General features: G+C 66.0%; 16 protein-coding genes and 1 pseudogene. 7 read left to right on the top strand and 10 right to left on the bottom strand.

What is annotated here, in order from left to right:
• Window positions 1-14 precede the first annotated feature (14 nt).
• From ACFSX5_RS06880 to ACFSX5_RS06890, 3 genes are all read right to left on the bottom strand, one after another.
• On the bottom strand, window positions 15-842 hold the full coding sequence (locus ACFSX5_RS06880; protein WP_386832534.1) for a carbon-nitrogen hydrolase family protein: 828 nt from the start codon (window positions 840-842) through the stop codon (window positions 15-17).
• A gap of 173 nt (window positions 843-1,015) precedes the next feature.
• A complete protein-coding gene (grxC, locus tag ACFSX5_RS06885) occupies window positions 1,016-1,270 on the bottom strand; it encodes a glutaredoxin 3 (RefSeq protein WP_386832535.1) in 255 nt (84 codons plus the stop codon).
• A 27-nt stretch (window positions 1,271-1,297) separates the two neighbouring features.
• Entirely contained in the window at window positions 1,298-2,035 is a 738-nt protein-coding gene (locus ACFSX5_RS06890) for a ComF family protein (protein ID WP_386832536.1), read from the bottom strand.
• A 104-nt stretch (window positions 2,036-2,139) separates the two neighbouring features.
• On the opposite strand from ACFSX5_RS06890, the gene ACFSX5_RS06895 reads away from it, so the two are divergent.
• The 3 genes and pseudogenes from ACFSX5_RS06895 to ACFSX5_RS06905 all read left to right on the top strand — a co-directional run bounded on the left by ACFSX5_RS06895 (window position 2,140) and on the right by ACFSX5_RS06905 (window position 4,388).
• Window positions 2,140-2,967, top strand: coding sequence for a methyltransferase domain-containing protein (locus ACFSX5_RS06895; protein ID WP_386832537.1), 828 nt, complete (start codon window positions 2,140-2,142; stop codon window positions 2,965-2,967).
• On the top strand, window positions 2,967-3,506 hold the full coding sequence (locus tag ACFSX5_RS06900) for an ATP-binding protein (protein WP_386832538.1): 540 nt from the start codon (window positions 2,967-2,969) through the stop codon (window positions 3,504-3,506). Before ACFSX5_RS06895 ends, ACFSX5_RS06900 begins: the two co-directional genes overlap by 1 nt.
• Window positions 3,507-3,675: 169 nt before the next feature.
• Window positions 3,676-4,388 (top strand): annotated as a pseudogene (locus ACFSX5_RS06905) (DNA helicase).
• 57 nt (window positions 4,389-4,445) lie between these two features.
• Here ACFSX5_RS06905 and ACFSX5_RS06910 read toward each other — a convergent pair.
• The 4 genes from ACFSX5_RS06910 to ACFSX5_RS06925 form a co-directional block, all read right to left on the bottom strand.
• Window positions 4,446-5,021 carry a CarD family transcriptional regulator gene (locus ACFSX5_RS06910; protein WP_386832539.1) on the bottom strand — a complete coding sequence of 192 codons (576 nt, stop codon included), beginning with the start codon at window positions 5,019-5,021 and terminating at the stop codon, window positions 4,446-4,448.
• A gap of 311 nt (window positions 5,022-5,332) precedes the next feature.
• On the bottom strand, window positions 5,333-5,671 hold the full coding sequence (gene fdxA / locus ACFSX5_RS06915) for a ferredoxin FdxA (protein WP_386832540.1): 339 nt from the start codon (window positions 5,669-5,671) through the stop codon (window positions 5,333-5,335).
• A 345-nt stretch (window positions 5,672-6,016) separates the two neighbouring features.
• Entirely contained in the window at window positions 6,017-6,316 is a 300-nt protein-coding gene (locus ACFSX5_RS06920) for an RNA-binding S4 domain-containing protein (RefSeq protein ID WP_386832541.1), read from the bottom strand.
• Between the two features lie 3 nt (window positions 6,317-6,319).
• Window positions 6,320-9,319, bottom strand: coding sequence for a helicase-related protein (locus tag ACFSX5_RS06925; protein ID WP_386832542.1), 3,000 nt, complete (start codon window positions 9,317-9,319; stop codon window positions 6,320-6,322).
• Window positions 9,320-10,370: 1,051 nt separating this feature from the next.
• Here ACFSX5_RS06925 and ACFSX5_RS06930 point away from each other — a divergent pair.
• The 4 genes from ACFSX5_RS06930 (at window position 10,371) to ACFSX5_RS06945 (ending at window position 11,450) form a co-directional block, all read left to right on the top strand.
• Window positions 10,371-10,577 (top strand): cold-shock protein, encoded by a 207-nt coding sequence (locus tag ACFSX5_RS06930; protein WP_386832543.1) that lies wholly within the window; start codon window positions 10,371-10,373, stop codon window positions 10,575-10,577.
• 63 nt (window positions 10,578-10,640) lie between these two features.
• Window positions 10,641-10,898, top strand: coding sequence for a hypothetical protein (locus tag ACFSX5_RS06935; protein ID WP_386832544.1), 258 nt, complete (start codon window positions 10,641-10,643; stop codon window positions 10,896-10,898).
• A complete protein-coding gene (locus ACFSX5_RS06940) occupies window positions 10,895-11,143 on the top strand; it encodes a hypothetical protein (RefSeq protein ID WP_386832545.1) in 249 nt (82 codons plus the stop codon). The genes ACFSX5_RS06935 and ACFSX5_RS06940 overlap by 4 nt, the downstream gene beginning before the upstream one ends.
• A gap of 22 nt (window positions 11,144-11,165) precedes the next feature.
• Window positions 11,166-11,450, top strand: a complete 285-nt coding sequence (locus tag ACFSX5_RS06945) for a hypothetical protein (RefSeq protein ID WP_386832546.1) — start codon at window positions 11,166-11,168, stop codon at window positions 11,448-11,450.
• Here ACFSX5_RS06945 and ACFSX5_RS06950 read toward each other — a convergent pair.
• The 3 genes from ACFSX5_RS06950 to ACFSX5_RS06960 form a co-directional block, all read right to left on the bottom strand.
• Entirely contained in the window at window positions 11,447-12,400 is a 954-nt protein-coding gene (locus ACFSX5_RS06950; RefSeq protein WP_386832547.1) for an acetyl-CoA carboxylase carboxyltransferase subunit alpha, read from the bottom strand. The two genes, ACFSX5_RS06945 and ACFSX5_RS06950, sit on opposite strands and share 4 nt — an antisense overlap.
• A gap of 113 nt (window positions 12,401-12,513) precedes the next feature.
• On the bottom strand, window positions 12,514-13,416 hold the full coding sequence (locus ACFSX5_RS06955; protein ID WP_386832548.1) for a site-specific tyrosine recombinase XerD: 903 nt from the start codon (window positions 13,414-13,416) through the stop codon (window positions 12,514-12,516).
• Entirely contained in the window at window positions 13,413-13,652 is a 240-nt protein-coding gene (locus ACFSX5_RS06960) for a hypothetical protein (protein WP_386832549.1), read from the bottom strand. The genes ACFSX5_RS06955 and ACFSX5_RS06960 overlap by 4 nt, the downstream gene beginning before the upstream one ends.
• Window positions 13,653-13,684: the final 32 nt, after the last annotated feature.

A 13,684-nucleotide genomic window follows, 5' to 3' on the forward strand; every position in this document is an offset into this window, starting at 1 on the left:
TATAGGAGGCGCCGTCAGTCCTGCAATCGCGGAACGACGAAGTCGCGCGCATTCCGCAGGGCCGGAATCCGCTGCCGCGCCTCGGTCACCTGCTTTGGATCGATCTCCGCCATCAGGACCCCAGGTTCGTCATGTGCGAACTCGGCCACAATCCGCCCCCACGGGTCGACGATCAGCGAATGGCCATAGGTGGCGCGGCCATTGGCGTGCTGCCCACCCTGCGCCGCCGCAACCACATAGGAGCCGGTCTCGATGGCACGGGCGCGCAGCAGCACGTGCCAGTGCGCCTGTCCCGTCGGCACGGTGAAGGCGGCCGGCACCGCCATCAGTTCGGCCCCGGCATTGGCCAGCGCATTGTAGAGCCGGGGGAAGCGCATGTCGTAGCAGATGGAAAAGCCGAGCCGCAGATCACCGACCTCGGCCGTGACCGCCTCTTCGCCGGCGCGATAGGTGGCACTCTCGCGATAGGCATTGAGGCCGGCAATGTCGGCATCGAACAGGTGGATCTTGTCATAAGTCGCGGCAATCTCGCCCGTCGGCGAGAACAGCACCGAGCGGTTGGCGAACCGCCCGTCTTCGAGCGGCACCGCGAGCGAGCCGATATGGACGAACATGTTGTGCTGGCGCGCCAACTCGCCGATGCGGCGCAGTTGCGGGTGCCCTTCGAATGGCGCTGCAACCGAGCGCAGCTGGTCGCGGTTTTCCGGAAAGATCATGGTGACTTCCGGCGTCAGCGCATAGCGTGCCCCCGCCGCCGCCGCTTCGGCCAGCATCGGCTCGAGCGCTGCGAGATTGGCCTCAGGATCGAGCCCCGACCGCATCTGGATCGCCGCGATTTTCATTCTTTTTCGCTTTGCCCCTGGCCCCTGTTTCACCTCTCCCCTGAGGGGAGAGGTCGACCCGCAGGGTCGGGTGAGGGGTTCAGACTAGCGGTCCTGCCGAAAAGGTGACCCCCTCACCCTAACCCTCTCCCCTCAGGGGAGATGGGACAACAGCAGTACTCGCCTGAACCGCCTCAGCTCGCCAGCAGCGGGTCCAGCCCGCCCTGGCGGTCCAGCGCCGCCATGTCGTCATAGCCGCCGACATGGGTGTCGCCGATGAAGATCTGCGGCACCGTGCGGCGGCCATGGGCGCGCTGGGTCATCTTGGCCCTGAGTTCGGGATCGAGCACGGTGATTTCGTCGTACTCGACGCCCTTCTCCCGCAGCAGCGCCTTGGCCGCATGGCAATAGGGACAGGTGGGGGTGGTGTAGATTTCGACCTTGGCCATTTTCTCAATGCCTTCCGGGATTTCCCCTTATATGGGCAGATCGTCGCCGATGACAACGCGGGCAAAGGTCACCACATCGACAGCGGCGGCGCCGGCCCTGAGCAGGGTCCGGGTAACCGCCTTGGCCGTTGCGCCTGTGGTATAGACATCGTCGACCACCACCACATGCCGCCCCGCGATCCGCGCCAGTTTCTCTGGCTCAACGGTGAAGGCGCCGGCGACGTTCCGCTGCCGCGCATCACCCGAAAGCCCCACCTGCTGCCGCGTCTGGCGGTGGCGCGTCACCGCGCCGGCCTCGACCAGCAGCCCGGTGATCGCCGACAGCGCCCGCGCCAGTTCCGCCGACTGGTTGTAGCGGCGCTGCAGCAGCCGCCGGCGATGCAGCGGCACCGGCACAAGCACCGGCCGGTCACCCCAGAACTCATGCCCTGCCCCGGCCATCAGCCTGGCGCAGAACCGCGCCAGCTCCGGCCGGTCACCATATTTCAGCCGGCTGACGATGGCCCGCGCCCCGTCATTATAAACCAGCGCCGCCCGTGCCCGGCCGAAGGGCGGCGGATCGGCCGCCGCTTCCGCCGAAATCGCCCCGTCGCCGAGGCTCGCCGCAAACGGGATACCGAGCCGCGGGCAGAGCGGCGCAGTGATCGGCTTGAGCCCGGCAAAGCATCGGGGACACAGCGCATCCGGCACCGCCAGCGGTGCCGAGCAGCCGAGGCAGGTGGGCGGATAGATAAGGTCCGTGAGTGCCGTGCCGGCACGCTTCACCCCCGCCGCAACGCGCGCGGGCCAGGGCGGGCTTTTGACAAGGCCGGCATCCGTCTCCATATCTGCGATATTGTGCCGACAGCCCCAGGCACCGCAAGGCCTCCATGACCGCACCGCGCCTCTTTGATCCCACGCTCGTCCAGCGCCATCTGGCGCGCCGCCGCGCCTCGGGCAGCTTCGTCTTCGACCTGGTGGTGGAGGACCTCGCCGACCGGCTCGGCACGCTGGTGCGCGAGTTCCCGCGCGCCGCCATCATTGGCCCCGACCTCGAGCTGCTGCCTGAAACCGGCGCCACCGCCAGCCACCCCATCCGCTTCGAGCGCTACGCCGCCTTCGCTGGCGACGACGAGGTGCCGGACATGGCGGAAGGCACCTATAACCTCATCGTCTCCCTGCTGCATTTGCAGGCCGTCAACGACGTGCCGGGCTATCTCGCGCGCCTCAGGTCCAAGCTCGAGCCCGATGGCCTGTTGATGGTGGCGACGATCGGCGGGGAATCGTTGACCGAACTGCGCGAGGCTTTTCTCTCCGCCGACGCCATGGTGCTCGGCGGCGCCGCCGCCCGGGTCGCCCCGATGCTGCAGGTGCGCGAAGCCGGTTCGCTGCTCCAGCGCGCCGGGCTCGCTTTGCCGGTGGCCGATGTCGAAACCCATGTGGTGCGCTACTCCACCCCCTTTGCTCTGATGGCCGAACTCAAGGCCCTCGGCGCCGCCAATCCCCTCGCCGACCGCCCGCGCCGGCTCGCCACCGCCACCCTCCTCATCGCGGCCGCCAATGCCTACCAGGCCCACGATGCCGATCCCGATGGCCGCGTCCGCGCCACGCTGGAGATCGTCTGGCTCGCCGGCTGGGTGCCGCATGAATCGCAGCAGAAGCCGCTCAAACCCGGCAGCGCCACCACCCGCCTCGCCGACATCCTGAAGCAGCCTTGATGGACCGTTTCGCCGGTCAGGTGCTGATCCTCTCGGGCTCGCCGGGCTCGGGGAAGACCACCACGGCCGAAGCCCTGGCGCGCCTGCCGGGACGCACGCCCAAGGTGCACCTGCACTCCGACGACTTCTGGGGCTACATCAAGCACGGCCACATCGACCCGTGGCTGCCCGAAGCCGCCGACCAGAACCGGATGATCATGGAGATCGCCGCTGCGGTTGCCGGGCGCTACGCGGCCTCCGGTTATTTCGTCGTCCTCGACGGCGTTATCGGCCCCTGGTCCCTGCCGCCTTACCGCGCCCTCACCGTGCCCAACCACTACATCGTGCTGCGCCCTGAGGTGAAGGAAGCCGTCGCCCGCTGCCTGGCCCGTGGCGGCGACAGCCTGACCGATCCGGTGGTGGTCGCCGGCCTCCACCGCCAGTTCGCCGACCTCGGTGACTACGCCCGCCACGAACTGCCCACCGCCGGGCTCGACCGGCACCAGGTGCTGGGGGCGGTGCGCACAGCCCTCGATAGTGGCGACTACCGGCTCGCCTGACCCTCTTCCCCGACTCCTCTCGCCGGGTCTATGCTGTGATTCCGGCGCGGCCCGCGCCTCCTCCCTCCGCCGGGGAAGCACATTGCATGCAGGGCAGTTTTCTCATCGCCGACCTGTCGAGCAGCGCACAAGGAGGGACTGCGATCTTTGCTCGCATCAGGAGGTCACGATGAAACTGTCTGCACCCATCTACCGGCTGAAACGCGAAGCGCGCCAGTTGGCCCGCCGTGAGGATCTGCCGCTCCACGCCGCACTGGATCGGATCGCCCGCACCGAAGGCTTCGCCACCTGGAGCCTGCTGGCCGCGCGATACGCTGCCGATTCCCCCGCCGAAAAGCTCCTCGGACGCCTGGCGGCCGGAGACCTGCTGCTGGTTGGCGCCCGCCCCGGCCAGGGCAAGACCGCGTTCGCGCTGGAGCTTGCTGCCGCTGCCGCCCGCAACGGCGGCCACGGCCTGTTCTTCACGCTCGATTACACCCGGCCGAAGTGCTTGAGCAGTTGCGCAGCCTCGGCATCGACCCCGCCGCTCTGGGTGAGCGGTTCGGCTTCGATTGCTCCGACGGCATCAGCGCCGACTACATCATCGAGCGCCTCGCCCAGGCGCCCGCTGGCACGGTGGTCGCCATCGACTACCTGCAATTGCTGGATCAGCGGCGCAGCAACCCGCCACTGGCGGAGCAGGTCGCCAGCCTCAAGCGCTTCGCCCGCGAGCGCGGCATCGTCGTCGTGTTCATCTCCCAGATCGACCGCAGCTACGATCCGGTGACCAAACCCATGCCGAACATGGAAGACGTGCGGCTGCCCAACCCGCTGGACCTCTCGGTCTTCAACAAGACCTGCTTCCTCCAGGCCGGCGAACTGCAGTTCCACTCGGCCGCCTGAGCAAAAAAAGAGGCCGGTGTTTCCACCGGCCTCTCCTTCGAATTCGTAGGCAGCAGCTTATGCTGCGGCTTCCTCGTCGCCCTCGGCTTCCGCCTCGGCCTCGGTGGCCTTGGTGCGCTTGGGGGACTTGGCGAGCTGCTTTTCGATCAGTTGCACGGCCTCGGTGAGGGTCAGCTTGTTCACCGCGGCGATTTCGCGGCTCATGCGGTCCATCGCCTGCTCGAACAGCTGGCGCTCGGAATAGCTCTGCTCGGGCTGCTCTTCGGAGCGGTAGAGGTCGCGCACCACTTCCGAGATGGCGATCAGGTCGCCCGAATTGATCTTGGCTTCATATTCCTGCGCGCGACGCGACCACATGGTGCGCTTGACGCGGGCACGGCCGGTCACGGTGGTCAGGGCCTGGGCGACGAGGCTTTCCTCGGCGAGCTTGCGCATGCCGACGGATTTGATCTTGGCCACGGGCACGCGCAGCGTCAGCTTGTCCTGCTCGAAGCTGATGACGAACAGTTCGAGGGTGAGGCCGGCCACTTCCTGCTCTTCGATGGCGACGATCAGGCCCACACCATGCGAGGGGTAGACGATGTATTCGCCCGTCTTGAACCCAAGCCGCTGCTGTGACTTCTTGGCTACCATATCGAGGGTACTCCTTTCGACGCGCCCTGATGGTCGGTTCCTGGCGGGAAGGACCGGCCACCTAAACTTGTACTTGCGGCAGTCAAGTCCCACGGTCTCCGAGTCCGCTTCTCGGAGCGCCATGCATCGGGTGATGTGTGTCAAAAAAATCGTGCCGGAAGGCACGGGCTGGTGACGGGCTCAACTGCAATGAGCGGCACCATAGCACAAAAAAACAGCAAGATCAAAAAATCCGAATCACCTCCGGCGTCGGCGTAACGCGGGGTTCGGTTTTTCTGACAGCAATGTGACCCGTTAAGCCTTTGGACGAACTAGTCGCCCTCGCCCGGGGCTTCCGAGAAGTACTTCTCGAGCTTGCCGGTCTCGCCGTCCCGCTCCTTGGCCTCTGGCAGCGGGTCGCGCCGTTCGGTCAGGTTGGGCCAGGCGCTGGCAAACTTGCGGTTGAGTTCGAGCCACTGGTCGAGCCCGCTCTCGGTGTCCGGCTTGATCGCCTCGGCCGGGCATTCCGGCTCGCACACGCCACAGTCGATACACTCGTCCGGATGGATCACCAGCATGTTCTCGCCCTCGTAGAAACAATCCACCGGGCACACTTCGACGCAGTCGGTGTACTTGCAGGCGATGCAGTTGTCGGTGACGATATAGGTCATGGGGATCGACGCTAGTGGGCGGGTCTCAACGTGTCCGGTGCTAAACCGTTTCCATGAGGGGTGCAAGGCTCGCAGGGCGCACCTTTTGGCGCAGGAGCAGCCCCGAGCGGAACGCTGTTGCGCGGGGTGGCGATCGGGACGCTTTCTGTCGCCTGTGCCCTGCCCCTCAACTCACAAGGCTCGATGTTACCCCGGCCTTGAGCCGGGGCCCATCTTGAGATCTCAGATGGCCTAGCGGCGTCGTAGACCTCATCCTGAGCGTGTCGAAGGACGAGGTCGCGGCCACGGTGTCTCCGACCTCGTGGTTCGACAGGCTCACCATGAGGTCTAGGGGACTGCACTGGCTCACCCCTTCGGCAACGCCGGAGGCGACAGATCCTCGTACAAGCCCGCCGCCTCTGTCGCCGGGCCGCGGCGCGTGCCCGGATCGATGATGCGCCAAACGACGATCCGGCCGTGCAATTGCATGGTCAACACATCACCGGGCCCGACCTTGCGGTCGGGCCGTTCGGTGCGTTCGGAATTGATCCGCACCGCGCCGGTTTCGATGAATTTTTGCGCCAGGGTCCGCGATTTGAGCGCGCGCGCGTGAAACAGGAATTTGTCGAGCCGCTCCCGGTGCGGGGTGTCTGCCGGCTCGACCAATCGCTACTCCGGCCGTGGGTTGCGCAGGGCGGCAAGCTTGGCGAAGGGGCTGTCCGGATCGAACGGCTTGTCGCGCCGCTCTTCGCGGGGCCGGTCGAAGCGCGGCTTGTCCGCGCGCTTGTCGGGGCGGCGGCCTTCCGGGCGGCCCTTCCTGCCTTCGGCGCCCTCGGCGCCATTGGCGTCCGGACGGCGCTTGCCCTGCGGACGCTGGTTCTGGCGCGGCGGACGGGCCTCGGCGGCTTCACCCTCGGGGCGACGGCGGCCGTCGTGACGCCGGCCTTCGTTGCGCTTGCCCTCGGGCCGGCGGCCACCGGGGAACCAGACTTCGTCGAATTCGGGCTCGGCGGGTTCGGCAGGCGCCTCGGCGGCAACCGGGGGAGCCGCCTCGACGATGGTGGTTTCCGGCACATTGCTGTCGGCGACCACCGGAGCTTCGGCGGTTGCTTCCGCCGCAGCCGGATCGATCGACGCCGGGTTTTCGGCCAGCATTTCCTCAAGCGCCGGAGCTTCGGCACTCGCCTCTGCTGCCGGCACCGGCGCCGGTGCCGGCGCCTTGGGCGTGCGGCGCAGCCGGTAGCCGAGCGAGGTCAGGATCGAGGCGAAGTCCTCGCCCGAGCAGCCGAGCAGGCTGGTCATCTCCACCGTGACGCGGAAGCCGTTGCCTTCAGCAGCACCGGCCGGGAGTTCGCCCTGGTAGGGGCGCGAGGTATCGATGGCGATCAGCGGCCGGATGATGTCGGCGAGGCGCTCGAGAATGTCGATGCGCACGGCGCGCTTGCCTGCCACCTTGAAGCCGGCGATCTCGTAGAGGCGCGTGTCGACCTCAGGATCGACGGTGAAGCTGGTGCGTCCGGAAAGGACGATATGCGGGATGTCGGTCACGCCCGCCTGGCGCAGCCCGCCATTCTTGATCGCGAACAGGATCAGCGCCAGCTCGCGCGGAGCAGGCTTCAGGCTCAGCGGCAGATAGATGTGGTAGGCGCCGAACTTGATCCCGAGCTTGCGCATCTTGCCGCGCACGTCCTGGTCGAGATCCTTGACCTCGTTGGCGACCTGCCCGCGCGGCAGGATGCCGAGATGCTCGAACAGCTGGAAGGCGATGCCACGGGCAGAACCCTCGAGATCGGCCGGCGCTTCCAGCGCCATCACCGGCTCGAGCACGGTGTTGATGTGGTGGCGCAGCCAGAGCGACAGGCGATCCTGCACCCGCTCGAGGTCGGTGCCGGTCAGGGTTTCGTCGGCCAGCACCAGGATGCGCGGGCGGTAGAGGTTGTCGCCCTCGATCAGCTCGGCGACGATCTCGCCGCGCCAGCGCAGGCGCCCATCGGTCGCCAGCACGAATTCTTCGTTGGGTGCACCCGCCAGCCGGTCGGCACGGTTGTGGATCTCCGGCGCCACCACCTGATCGGCGGCGCCACGCAGATTGCGGGCGTCGCCCTCCCCTTCGCTCCGCGCCATGCTGAAGCGGAAGCCTTCGAGCGTGCCGATAAGGTGGCCTTCCAGCCGCACTTCGCCGCGTTCGTTGATCTCGGGAGATGCCATACGTCTGTCTTTCAGGTGGCGCAGCAACACGCTGGTGCGCCGGTCCACGAACCGTTGGGTGAGTCGCTCATGCAGCGCATCACTCAGCCGATCCTCGATGTCCCGGGTCTTTTCGCGCCAATGTGATGGGTCCGCAAGCCAGTTTTTCCGGTTGGCGACGAAGGTCCAGGTGCGGATCTGCTTGATCCGATTGGACAGTGTATCGATGTCGCCGCTGGCATTGTCGCAAAAGCGTACCTGCTCGGCAATCCAGTCCTCGTTGACGTGCCGGCGCTTGACTAAATCCGTGTAAATGCGGGTGACGATTTCTCCGTGCATCGCCGGAGAAATCCCCTGGTAGTCAGGGATTTGGCAGCATTCCCACAATAGACGCGCGCCATCGAGGCCGCGCGCCAATTGCCCGGCCTCGTTGCGGGCCACGAACTCCAGCGCCAACTGGTCCGTCGCCGTCGGCACACGGGTCAGGCTGCGGTGTTCCGGCACCGCTTCGAGCGAGCGCCGCAGCGCGTTGATGGATGAAAAATCCAGCCTGTTGTTGCGCCATTGCAGCACTTCCACCGGCTGGAAGTCGTGCGTTTCGAGCTGCACCACCAGTTCTTCGTCGAGTTCGGGCACGCCGCCGGTCACCCCGAAGGTGCCGTTGCGGGTGTGCCGGCCGGCGCGTCCGGCGATCTGACCAAGTTCGGCCGGGGTGAGGTCGCGGCTGACCCGGCCGTCGAACTTGGAATCGTCGGCAAAGGCCACATGGTGGATGTCGAGGTTGAGCCCCATGCCGACGGCATCGGTTGCGACCAGGAAATCGACGTCGCCGTTCTGGTAGAGCTCGACCTGGGCGTTGCGGGTGCGCGGACTGAGCGCCCCCATCACCACCGCCGCCCCGCCCCGCTCGCGCCGGATCAGCTCGGCGATGGCATAGACCTGCCGGGCCGAGAAGGCGACGATTGCCGAGCGCGGCGGCTGGCGCGAAATCTTCTTGGAGCCGGCATAAGTGAGTTGTGACAGCCGCGGCCGCTCGATCATCTCGGCATGCGGCAGAAGCTTCCTGATCACCGGCCCCATGGTGGCCGAGCCGAGCAGCAGCGTTTCATGTGTGCCGCGGGCATTGAGGATGCGATCGGTGAACACATGGCCGCGGTCGAAGTCGATGGCAACCTGGATCTCGTCTACCGCCACGCAGTCGACCCGCATGTCCATGGGCATGGCTTCGACGGTGCAGACCCAGTAGCGCGGCTTGGCCGGCACGATGCGCTCTTCGCCGGTCACCAGCGCGACCGCCTGTGCGCCGACCCGCTCGACCACCCGCTGGTAGACCTCGCGGGCAAGCAGGCGCAACGGCAGGCCGATCATCCCGGTGGGATGGGCCAGCATGCGTTCGATGGCAAAGAAGGTCTTGCCGGTATTGGTCGGGCCAAGGATTGCCTTGACCGGCGGCGTCATGGTCATCGCAGCCAATGTAGGCATTGCCGGTCCTGCTTTCGAGTGCCGAATCTCATGTCCCAACAAGGGACAGCACTCATGCCACAAGCGGCCCTGCGTTAGGGACTGGAACAGCCCCGGAACAAACGGGAACCGAATCGACGAGAATCACCGAGTCCGGATTCGTTCGCATCAACATCTGGTAGTTCCCGTCCGGCTTGCTGCGCTAAAGCAATCAAGACTGACCCGAGCCAGGGCGCTCCGACCCGTTTCGGCGTCAAGCTTGATTGCCAAGTGCTTAATCCGGCCCCTCGAGCCACGTTCCCTACCTGAACGTAAGCCCATCGACGCCGCAGAAAGTTGCAGCGTTCATTCTTCGGGCCCGTCGAGCCGGACGTATTCCGGCGCGCGCTAACGAAAACGGCGTTGACCGTGCCGCTTCGGGACAGGGCTGCTCATGATCCGCTGCTTCTCAGCACCGCAGGCGGAGGACTGCACCAGCTCCACGCGCCCGTCTCGTTTCGGTACGCTCGGAGGCTGTTCTGCACCCCGCTGTTAACCGGGCGACCGAATCCGGAACGAACAGGGCTCGAATCGCGCCGAATCGGCAAATCCGGTTTTGTTCACGCCCAACATCTGGGTCAACGCGGCTGGCACCGGCACAATTCGGCCAGCCAGCGCCAGGTCCGAGTGGTTCTGTGGGGCCGGGGCCGTTCATCTCGGCTAAGATCTGCTTAACGAGCTGCCGCTTTACCCATTTCCGAGCAGAATCTTACCAACAATTGCCGCCAGCCGGTGCCGCCGGTAACGAAACGCAGCCGCTTTTCGGCGCCCTTCAGCCGTTCCGTTGACGAAAAACCCGTTGACGTCCCGGTGCGGGACAGTGCCGTCAAGAAAATCAACGGCCTTGACTTGGCCGTATTGGCCCCCCACATTGTGCCCATACGTTTGAGCCTTGATGGCGATCTGACTGTGCGGCCCCTATTGGCTGTCTAACTGGTTACCCGGAACACTTGCACGTACGGAGTTCAGCGCATCCCGCGCCGGACCCTAATCGCTCGCTTGCGTTCCGCTCCGAGCCAACAGAGAGGTCGCCATGATCACCGGCACCGTGAAATTCTACAATTCCACCAAGGGCTTCGGCTTCATCAGCCCCGACGCCGGCGGCAAGGACGCCTTTGTCCATGTCTCCGCCATCGAGCGCGCAGGCCTCACAGGCCTCGGCGAAGGCCAGAAGGTCTCCTATGACGTGGAGCAGGGCCGTGACGGCCGTGAATCCGCCGTTAACCTGCAGATCGCCTAGTTCCGGCACTGCATCCCGGAGGTTCGGCCAAGGCCGGATCTCCCGACCAGAAAGAAGACGGCCATGCGTCACCGCTATGCAGTAGGCCAGATGGTAGAACTCTCGGGGCGGGCGAACCGCCCCGCCGGAGCCTGCCGCATCATCTCCTGCCTGCCCTATGAACGCGGGCCGCTGCAGTATCGCGTGCAATGGCACGACGATCCCGTCCAGCGCGTGGTTAGCGAAGCCGATCTGAGGGCGTCCAACGCCACCAACACGGCGCAGCAGAAAGAGGAAGCGGCCGAGTCCGCCTTCCGGCCACTGCGCGTCGTGCGCCGTTGACCCGGAGCTTCGACTACGATCAGTCAGCCGAACTCTATGCCGGCTCCGGTACCCGCCGCGGCGCTGGGCCGCGCTATCTGCGCTTCCCGTCCGCCGCAGAGGCGGTGCGCTACGCGGTGGAAGAACTACCGCGACCGCAACTTCGCTATTCCTCCGTCGAGATCGGTGATGAGCGCTTCGAAGGCGATGCCATCATGCAGCTCTACCTGTCGACGGACTACCCGCTCGCCCGCGCGAGCCACTAAAGCAAGAAAAACAAAGACAACAATGACTCTGAATCTGAATACCGCGTCCGAGCTCTACCTCGGCCGCGACCGGCAGACCGCGCTTGCGCTCGGACCGCGCCGTTTCCGCACCGCCTCCGGTGCCATCCGCTTCGCCATGGAACAGGCGGCACCCGTCAGCCGCCGCGGCGCCTTCCTGCAGGTTGGGGATCGCCAGCTCGAAGAGCCCCAACTGTCGCGGCTCTATAACGCAATCGCCGTTCCTTCAACTCCGCGCCGTCAGGGCTATGACCTCGAAGTATCCGAGATCGACCGCCTGCTCGGCTAGAGATTGGTGCCGATCGCGAGGAACTTCTCGCGACGGTGCTCGCGCACTTCCAGCCGGCTCTTGCCCGCAAATTCGGTCAGGAACCGGCTGATTTCGCTGCGCGTATCGGCCATCACCCGCTCCGCATGCCGGTGGGCACCGCCCGCCGGCTCGGGGATGATGCCGTCGATGACGCCGAAGCCGAGCAGGTCCTGCGCGGTGATCTTCTGCGCCGTCGCCATGTCCTGCGCCCGCGCCGCGTCGCGGAACAGGATCGAGGCGCCCGCCTCCGGCGAGATCACCGAATAGATCGAGTTCTCGAGCATCAGCACCCGGTTGGCGGTGGCGATCGCAATGGCGCCGCCCGATCCGCCCTCACCGATGATGATGGCGAGGTTCGGCACGCCGAGTTCGAGGCTCTTCTCGGTCGAACGGGCAATGGCTTCGGCCTGCCCGCGCTCCTCGGCGCCAATTCCGGGATAAGCCCCGGCCGTATCCACGAAGCTCAGCACCGGGATGTTGAACCGGTCGGCCATGTCCATGATGCGCACCGCCTTCCGGTATCCTTCCGGGTTGGCCATGCCGAAATTGTGCTTGAGGCGCGTTTCGGTCGAGTTGCCCTTCTCCTGGCCCAGCACCGCCACCGGCTGCCCCTCGAAACGGCCGAAACCGGCGAGCAGCGCGGCGTCTTCACGATACTTCCGGTCGCCCGCAAGCGGCGTCCACTCGGTGATCAGCGAGGTCACATAGTCGGTGAAGTGCGGCCGTTGCGGGTGGCGGGCCACCTGCATCTTCTGCCAGGGGGTCAGGCGACGGTAGATTTCCACCAGCGCCTCATCGGCACGGGCGGAAAGCCGGGTGACTTCCTCGTCGATGGAGACGGCCTGGTCGGTCGCCGCCAGCGACTTCAGTTCGGCGATCTTGCCTTCAAGATCGGCCACCGGCTTTTCAAAATCTAAATAGGACTGCATCCCACCCGCCCGTTAGGGGTCGTTCTTCTGACCGTTGGAATAAACGCCGCTGCTGTTGCGTTCCAAAGTGGCCGGAAAGTGGCGACAGGGGCACGCTGAGTCAAGCGACGGGGTCACTCGGCCGCATCCGCCAGGGGATGGTGGCTTTCCACCAGCTCCCGCAGCGTCTCGTCGAGCACATGCGTATAAATCTGCGTCGTGGCGATATCGGCATGTCCCAGCAGCGTCTGCACCACTCTCAAGTCGGCTCCGCCCGACAGCAGATGGCTGGCGAAGGCATGGCGCAACACATGCGGCGACACCCGTGCCGAAGCGATACCACAGCGGGCCGCCAACCCCTTAAGGTCGCGGGCGAACACCTGGCGGGCCACGTGCCCACTCTCGCCGCCGGCGGGGAACAGCAACTGCCCCGGTGGCAGCCGCCCGACCCAGTTGCGCACCGCATCTCTGGCGCGGTCGGTCAGAGGCACCACCCGCTCCTTGCGGCCCTTGCCGATCACGGTGATGAAGCCGGTGTCGCGCATCACCGCGCTGCGTTTGAGCGCCACCAGTTCCGACACGCGCAATCCCGTCGCATAAAGCAGTTCCAGCATGACATAGAGCCGCACAGGCGCGTCATCTTCCGCTGCATTTGCTTCGGCTTCGGCAGTCTGCAGCAGGCGGTCGACTTCGGCGACCGACAGCACCTTGGGCAGGGCTCGGCTGCTGCGGGGGCTCGCAACGATCCGCGTCGGATCGTCGCCGCGCAGGCCGTCGGCGCACAGAAACTTGTGGAATTGGCGGATCGCCGACAGCCGCCGGGCGCTCGATGACGCAGCCAGCCCCTGCCGCTTCAGCCCGGTGAGGTAAGCTTCAACGGTGTCGCGGCGGCAATTCTCGAGCGTCTCGCCACGGCTGGTCACGAAACCGGCATAGTCGGCGAGATCGCGCCGATAGGCCTCGATGGTGTTCGCCGCCGCACCGCGCTCGGCGCTCATCATTTCGAGGAAGGCGCCGATCAGGTGCCCGCCGCTCATTGCGCCGGCGGCTCCGCCGGCTCGGCCGGAGCAGGCGCTTGCTGCGATGGGGCCGGCAGTTGCGACTGCACGCCCGGCAGCGCCGGTTCGCCACCGCCGAGCAGATCCCGGGTCGGAATGCGCACCGTGACTTCCTTCGGCGTCGGTTCCACAAAGGCAACGAGCGCGATCATGCCGGCATAGCCGAGGCCAGCCAGAAACAGCAGCAGGATGACGAGGCGGATCAGGGTCGGCATGCGGGTCCGATCAGAGTGGTTTTGCGCGCCAG

Source organism: Devosia albogilva, assembly GCF_042685625.1.
Taxonomy (GTDB): Bacteria; Pseudomonadota; Alphaproteobacteria; order Rhizobiales; family Devosiaceae; genus Devosia; species Devosia albogilva.

What these genes read in the sequence shown, in the direction of transcription:
- fdxA (WP_386832540.1), bottom strand. Translation starts at nt 5,671, where the DNA reads ATGACCTATATCGTCACCGACAACTGCATCGCCTGCAAGTACACCGAC.
- ACFSX5_RS06910 (WP_386832539.1), bottom strand. Translation starts at nt 5,021, where the DNA reads ATGGTAGCCAAGAAGTCACAGCAGCGGCTTGGGTTCAAGACGGGCGAA.
- ACFSX5_RS06955 (WP_386832548.1), bottom strand. Translation starts at nt 13,416, where the DNA reads ATGAGCGGCGGGCACCTGATCGGCGCCTTCCTCGAAATGATGAGCGCC.
- grxC (WP_386832535.1), bottom strand. Translation starts at nt 1,270, where the DNA reads ATGGCCAAGGTCGAAATCTACACCACCCCCACCTGTCCCTATTGCCAT.
- ACFSX5_RS06960 (WP_386832549.1), bottom strand. Translation starts at nt 13,652, where the DNA reads ATGCCGACCCTGATCCGCCTCGTCATCCTGCTGCTGTTTCTGGCTGGC.
- ACFSX5_RS06900 (WP_386832538.1), top strand. Translation starts at nt 2,967, where the DNA reads ATGGACCGTTTCGCCGGTCAGGTGCTGATCCTCTCGGGCTCGCCGGGC.
- ACFSX5_RS06945 (WP_386832546.1), top strand. Translation starts at nt 11,166, where the DNA reads ATGACTCTGAATCTGAATACCGCGTCCGAGCTCTACCTCGGCCGCGAC.
- ACFSX5_RS06925 (WP_386832542.1), bottom strand. Translation starts at nt 9,319, where the DNA reads ATGCCTACATTGGCTGCGATGACCATGACGCCGCCGGTCAAGGCAATC.
- ACFSX5_RS06935 (WP_386832544.1), top strand. Translation starts at nt 10,641, where the DNA reads ATGCGTCACCGCTATGCAGTAGGCCAGATGGTAGAACTCTCGGGGCGG.
- ACFSX5_RS06950 (WP_386832547.1), bottom strand. Translation starts at nt 12,400, where the DNA reads ATGCAGTCCTATTTAGATTTTGAAAAGCCGGTGGCCGATCTTGAAGGC.
- ACFSX5_RS06930 (WP_386832543.1), top strand. Translation starts at nt 10,371, where the DNA reads ATGATCACCGGCACCGTGAAATTCTACAATTCCACCAAGGGCTTCGGC.
- ACFSX5_RS06895 (WP_386832537.1), top strand. Translation starts at nt 2,140, where the DNA reads ATGACCGCACCGCGCCTCTTTGATCCCACGCTCGTCCAGCGCCATCTG.
- ACFSX5_RS06880 (WP_386832534.1), bottom strand. Translation starts at nt 842, where the DNA reads ATGAAAATCGCGGCGATCCAGATGCGGTCGGGGCTCGATCCTGAGGCC.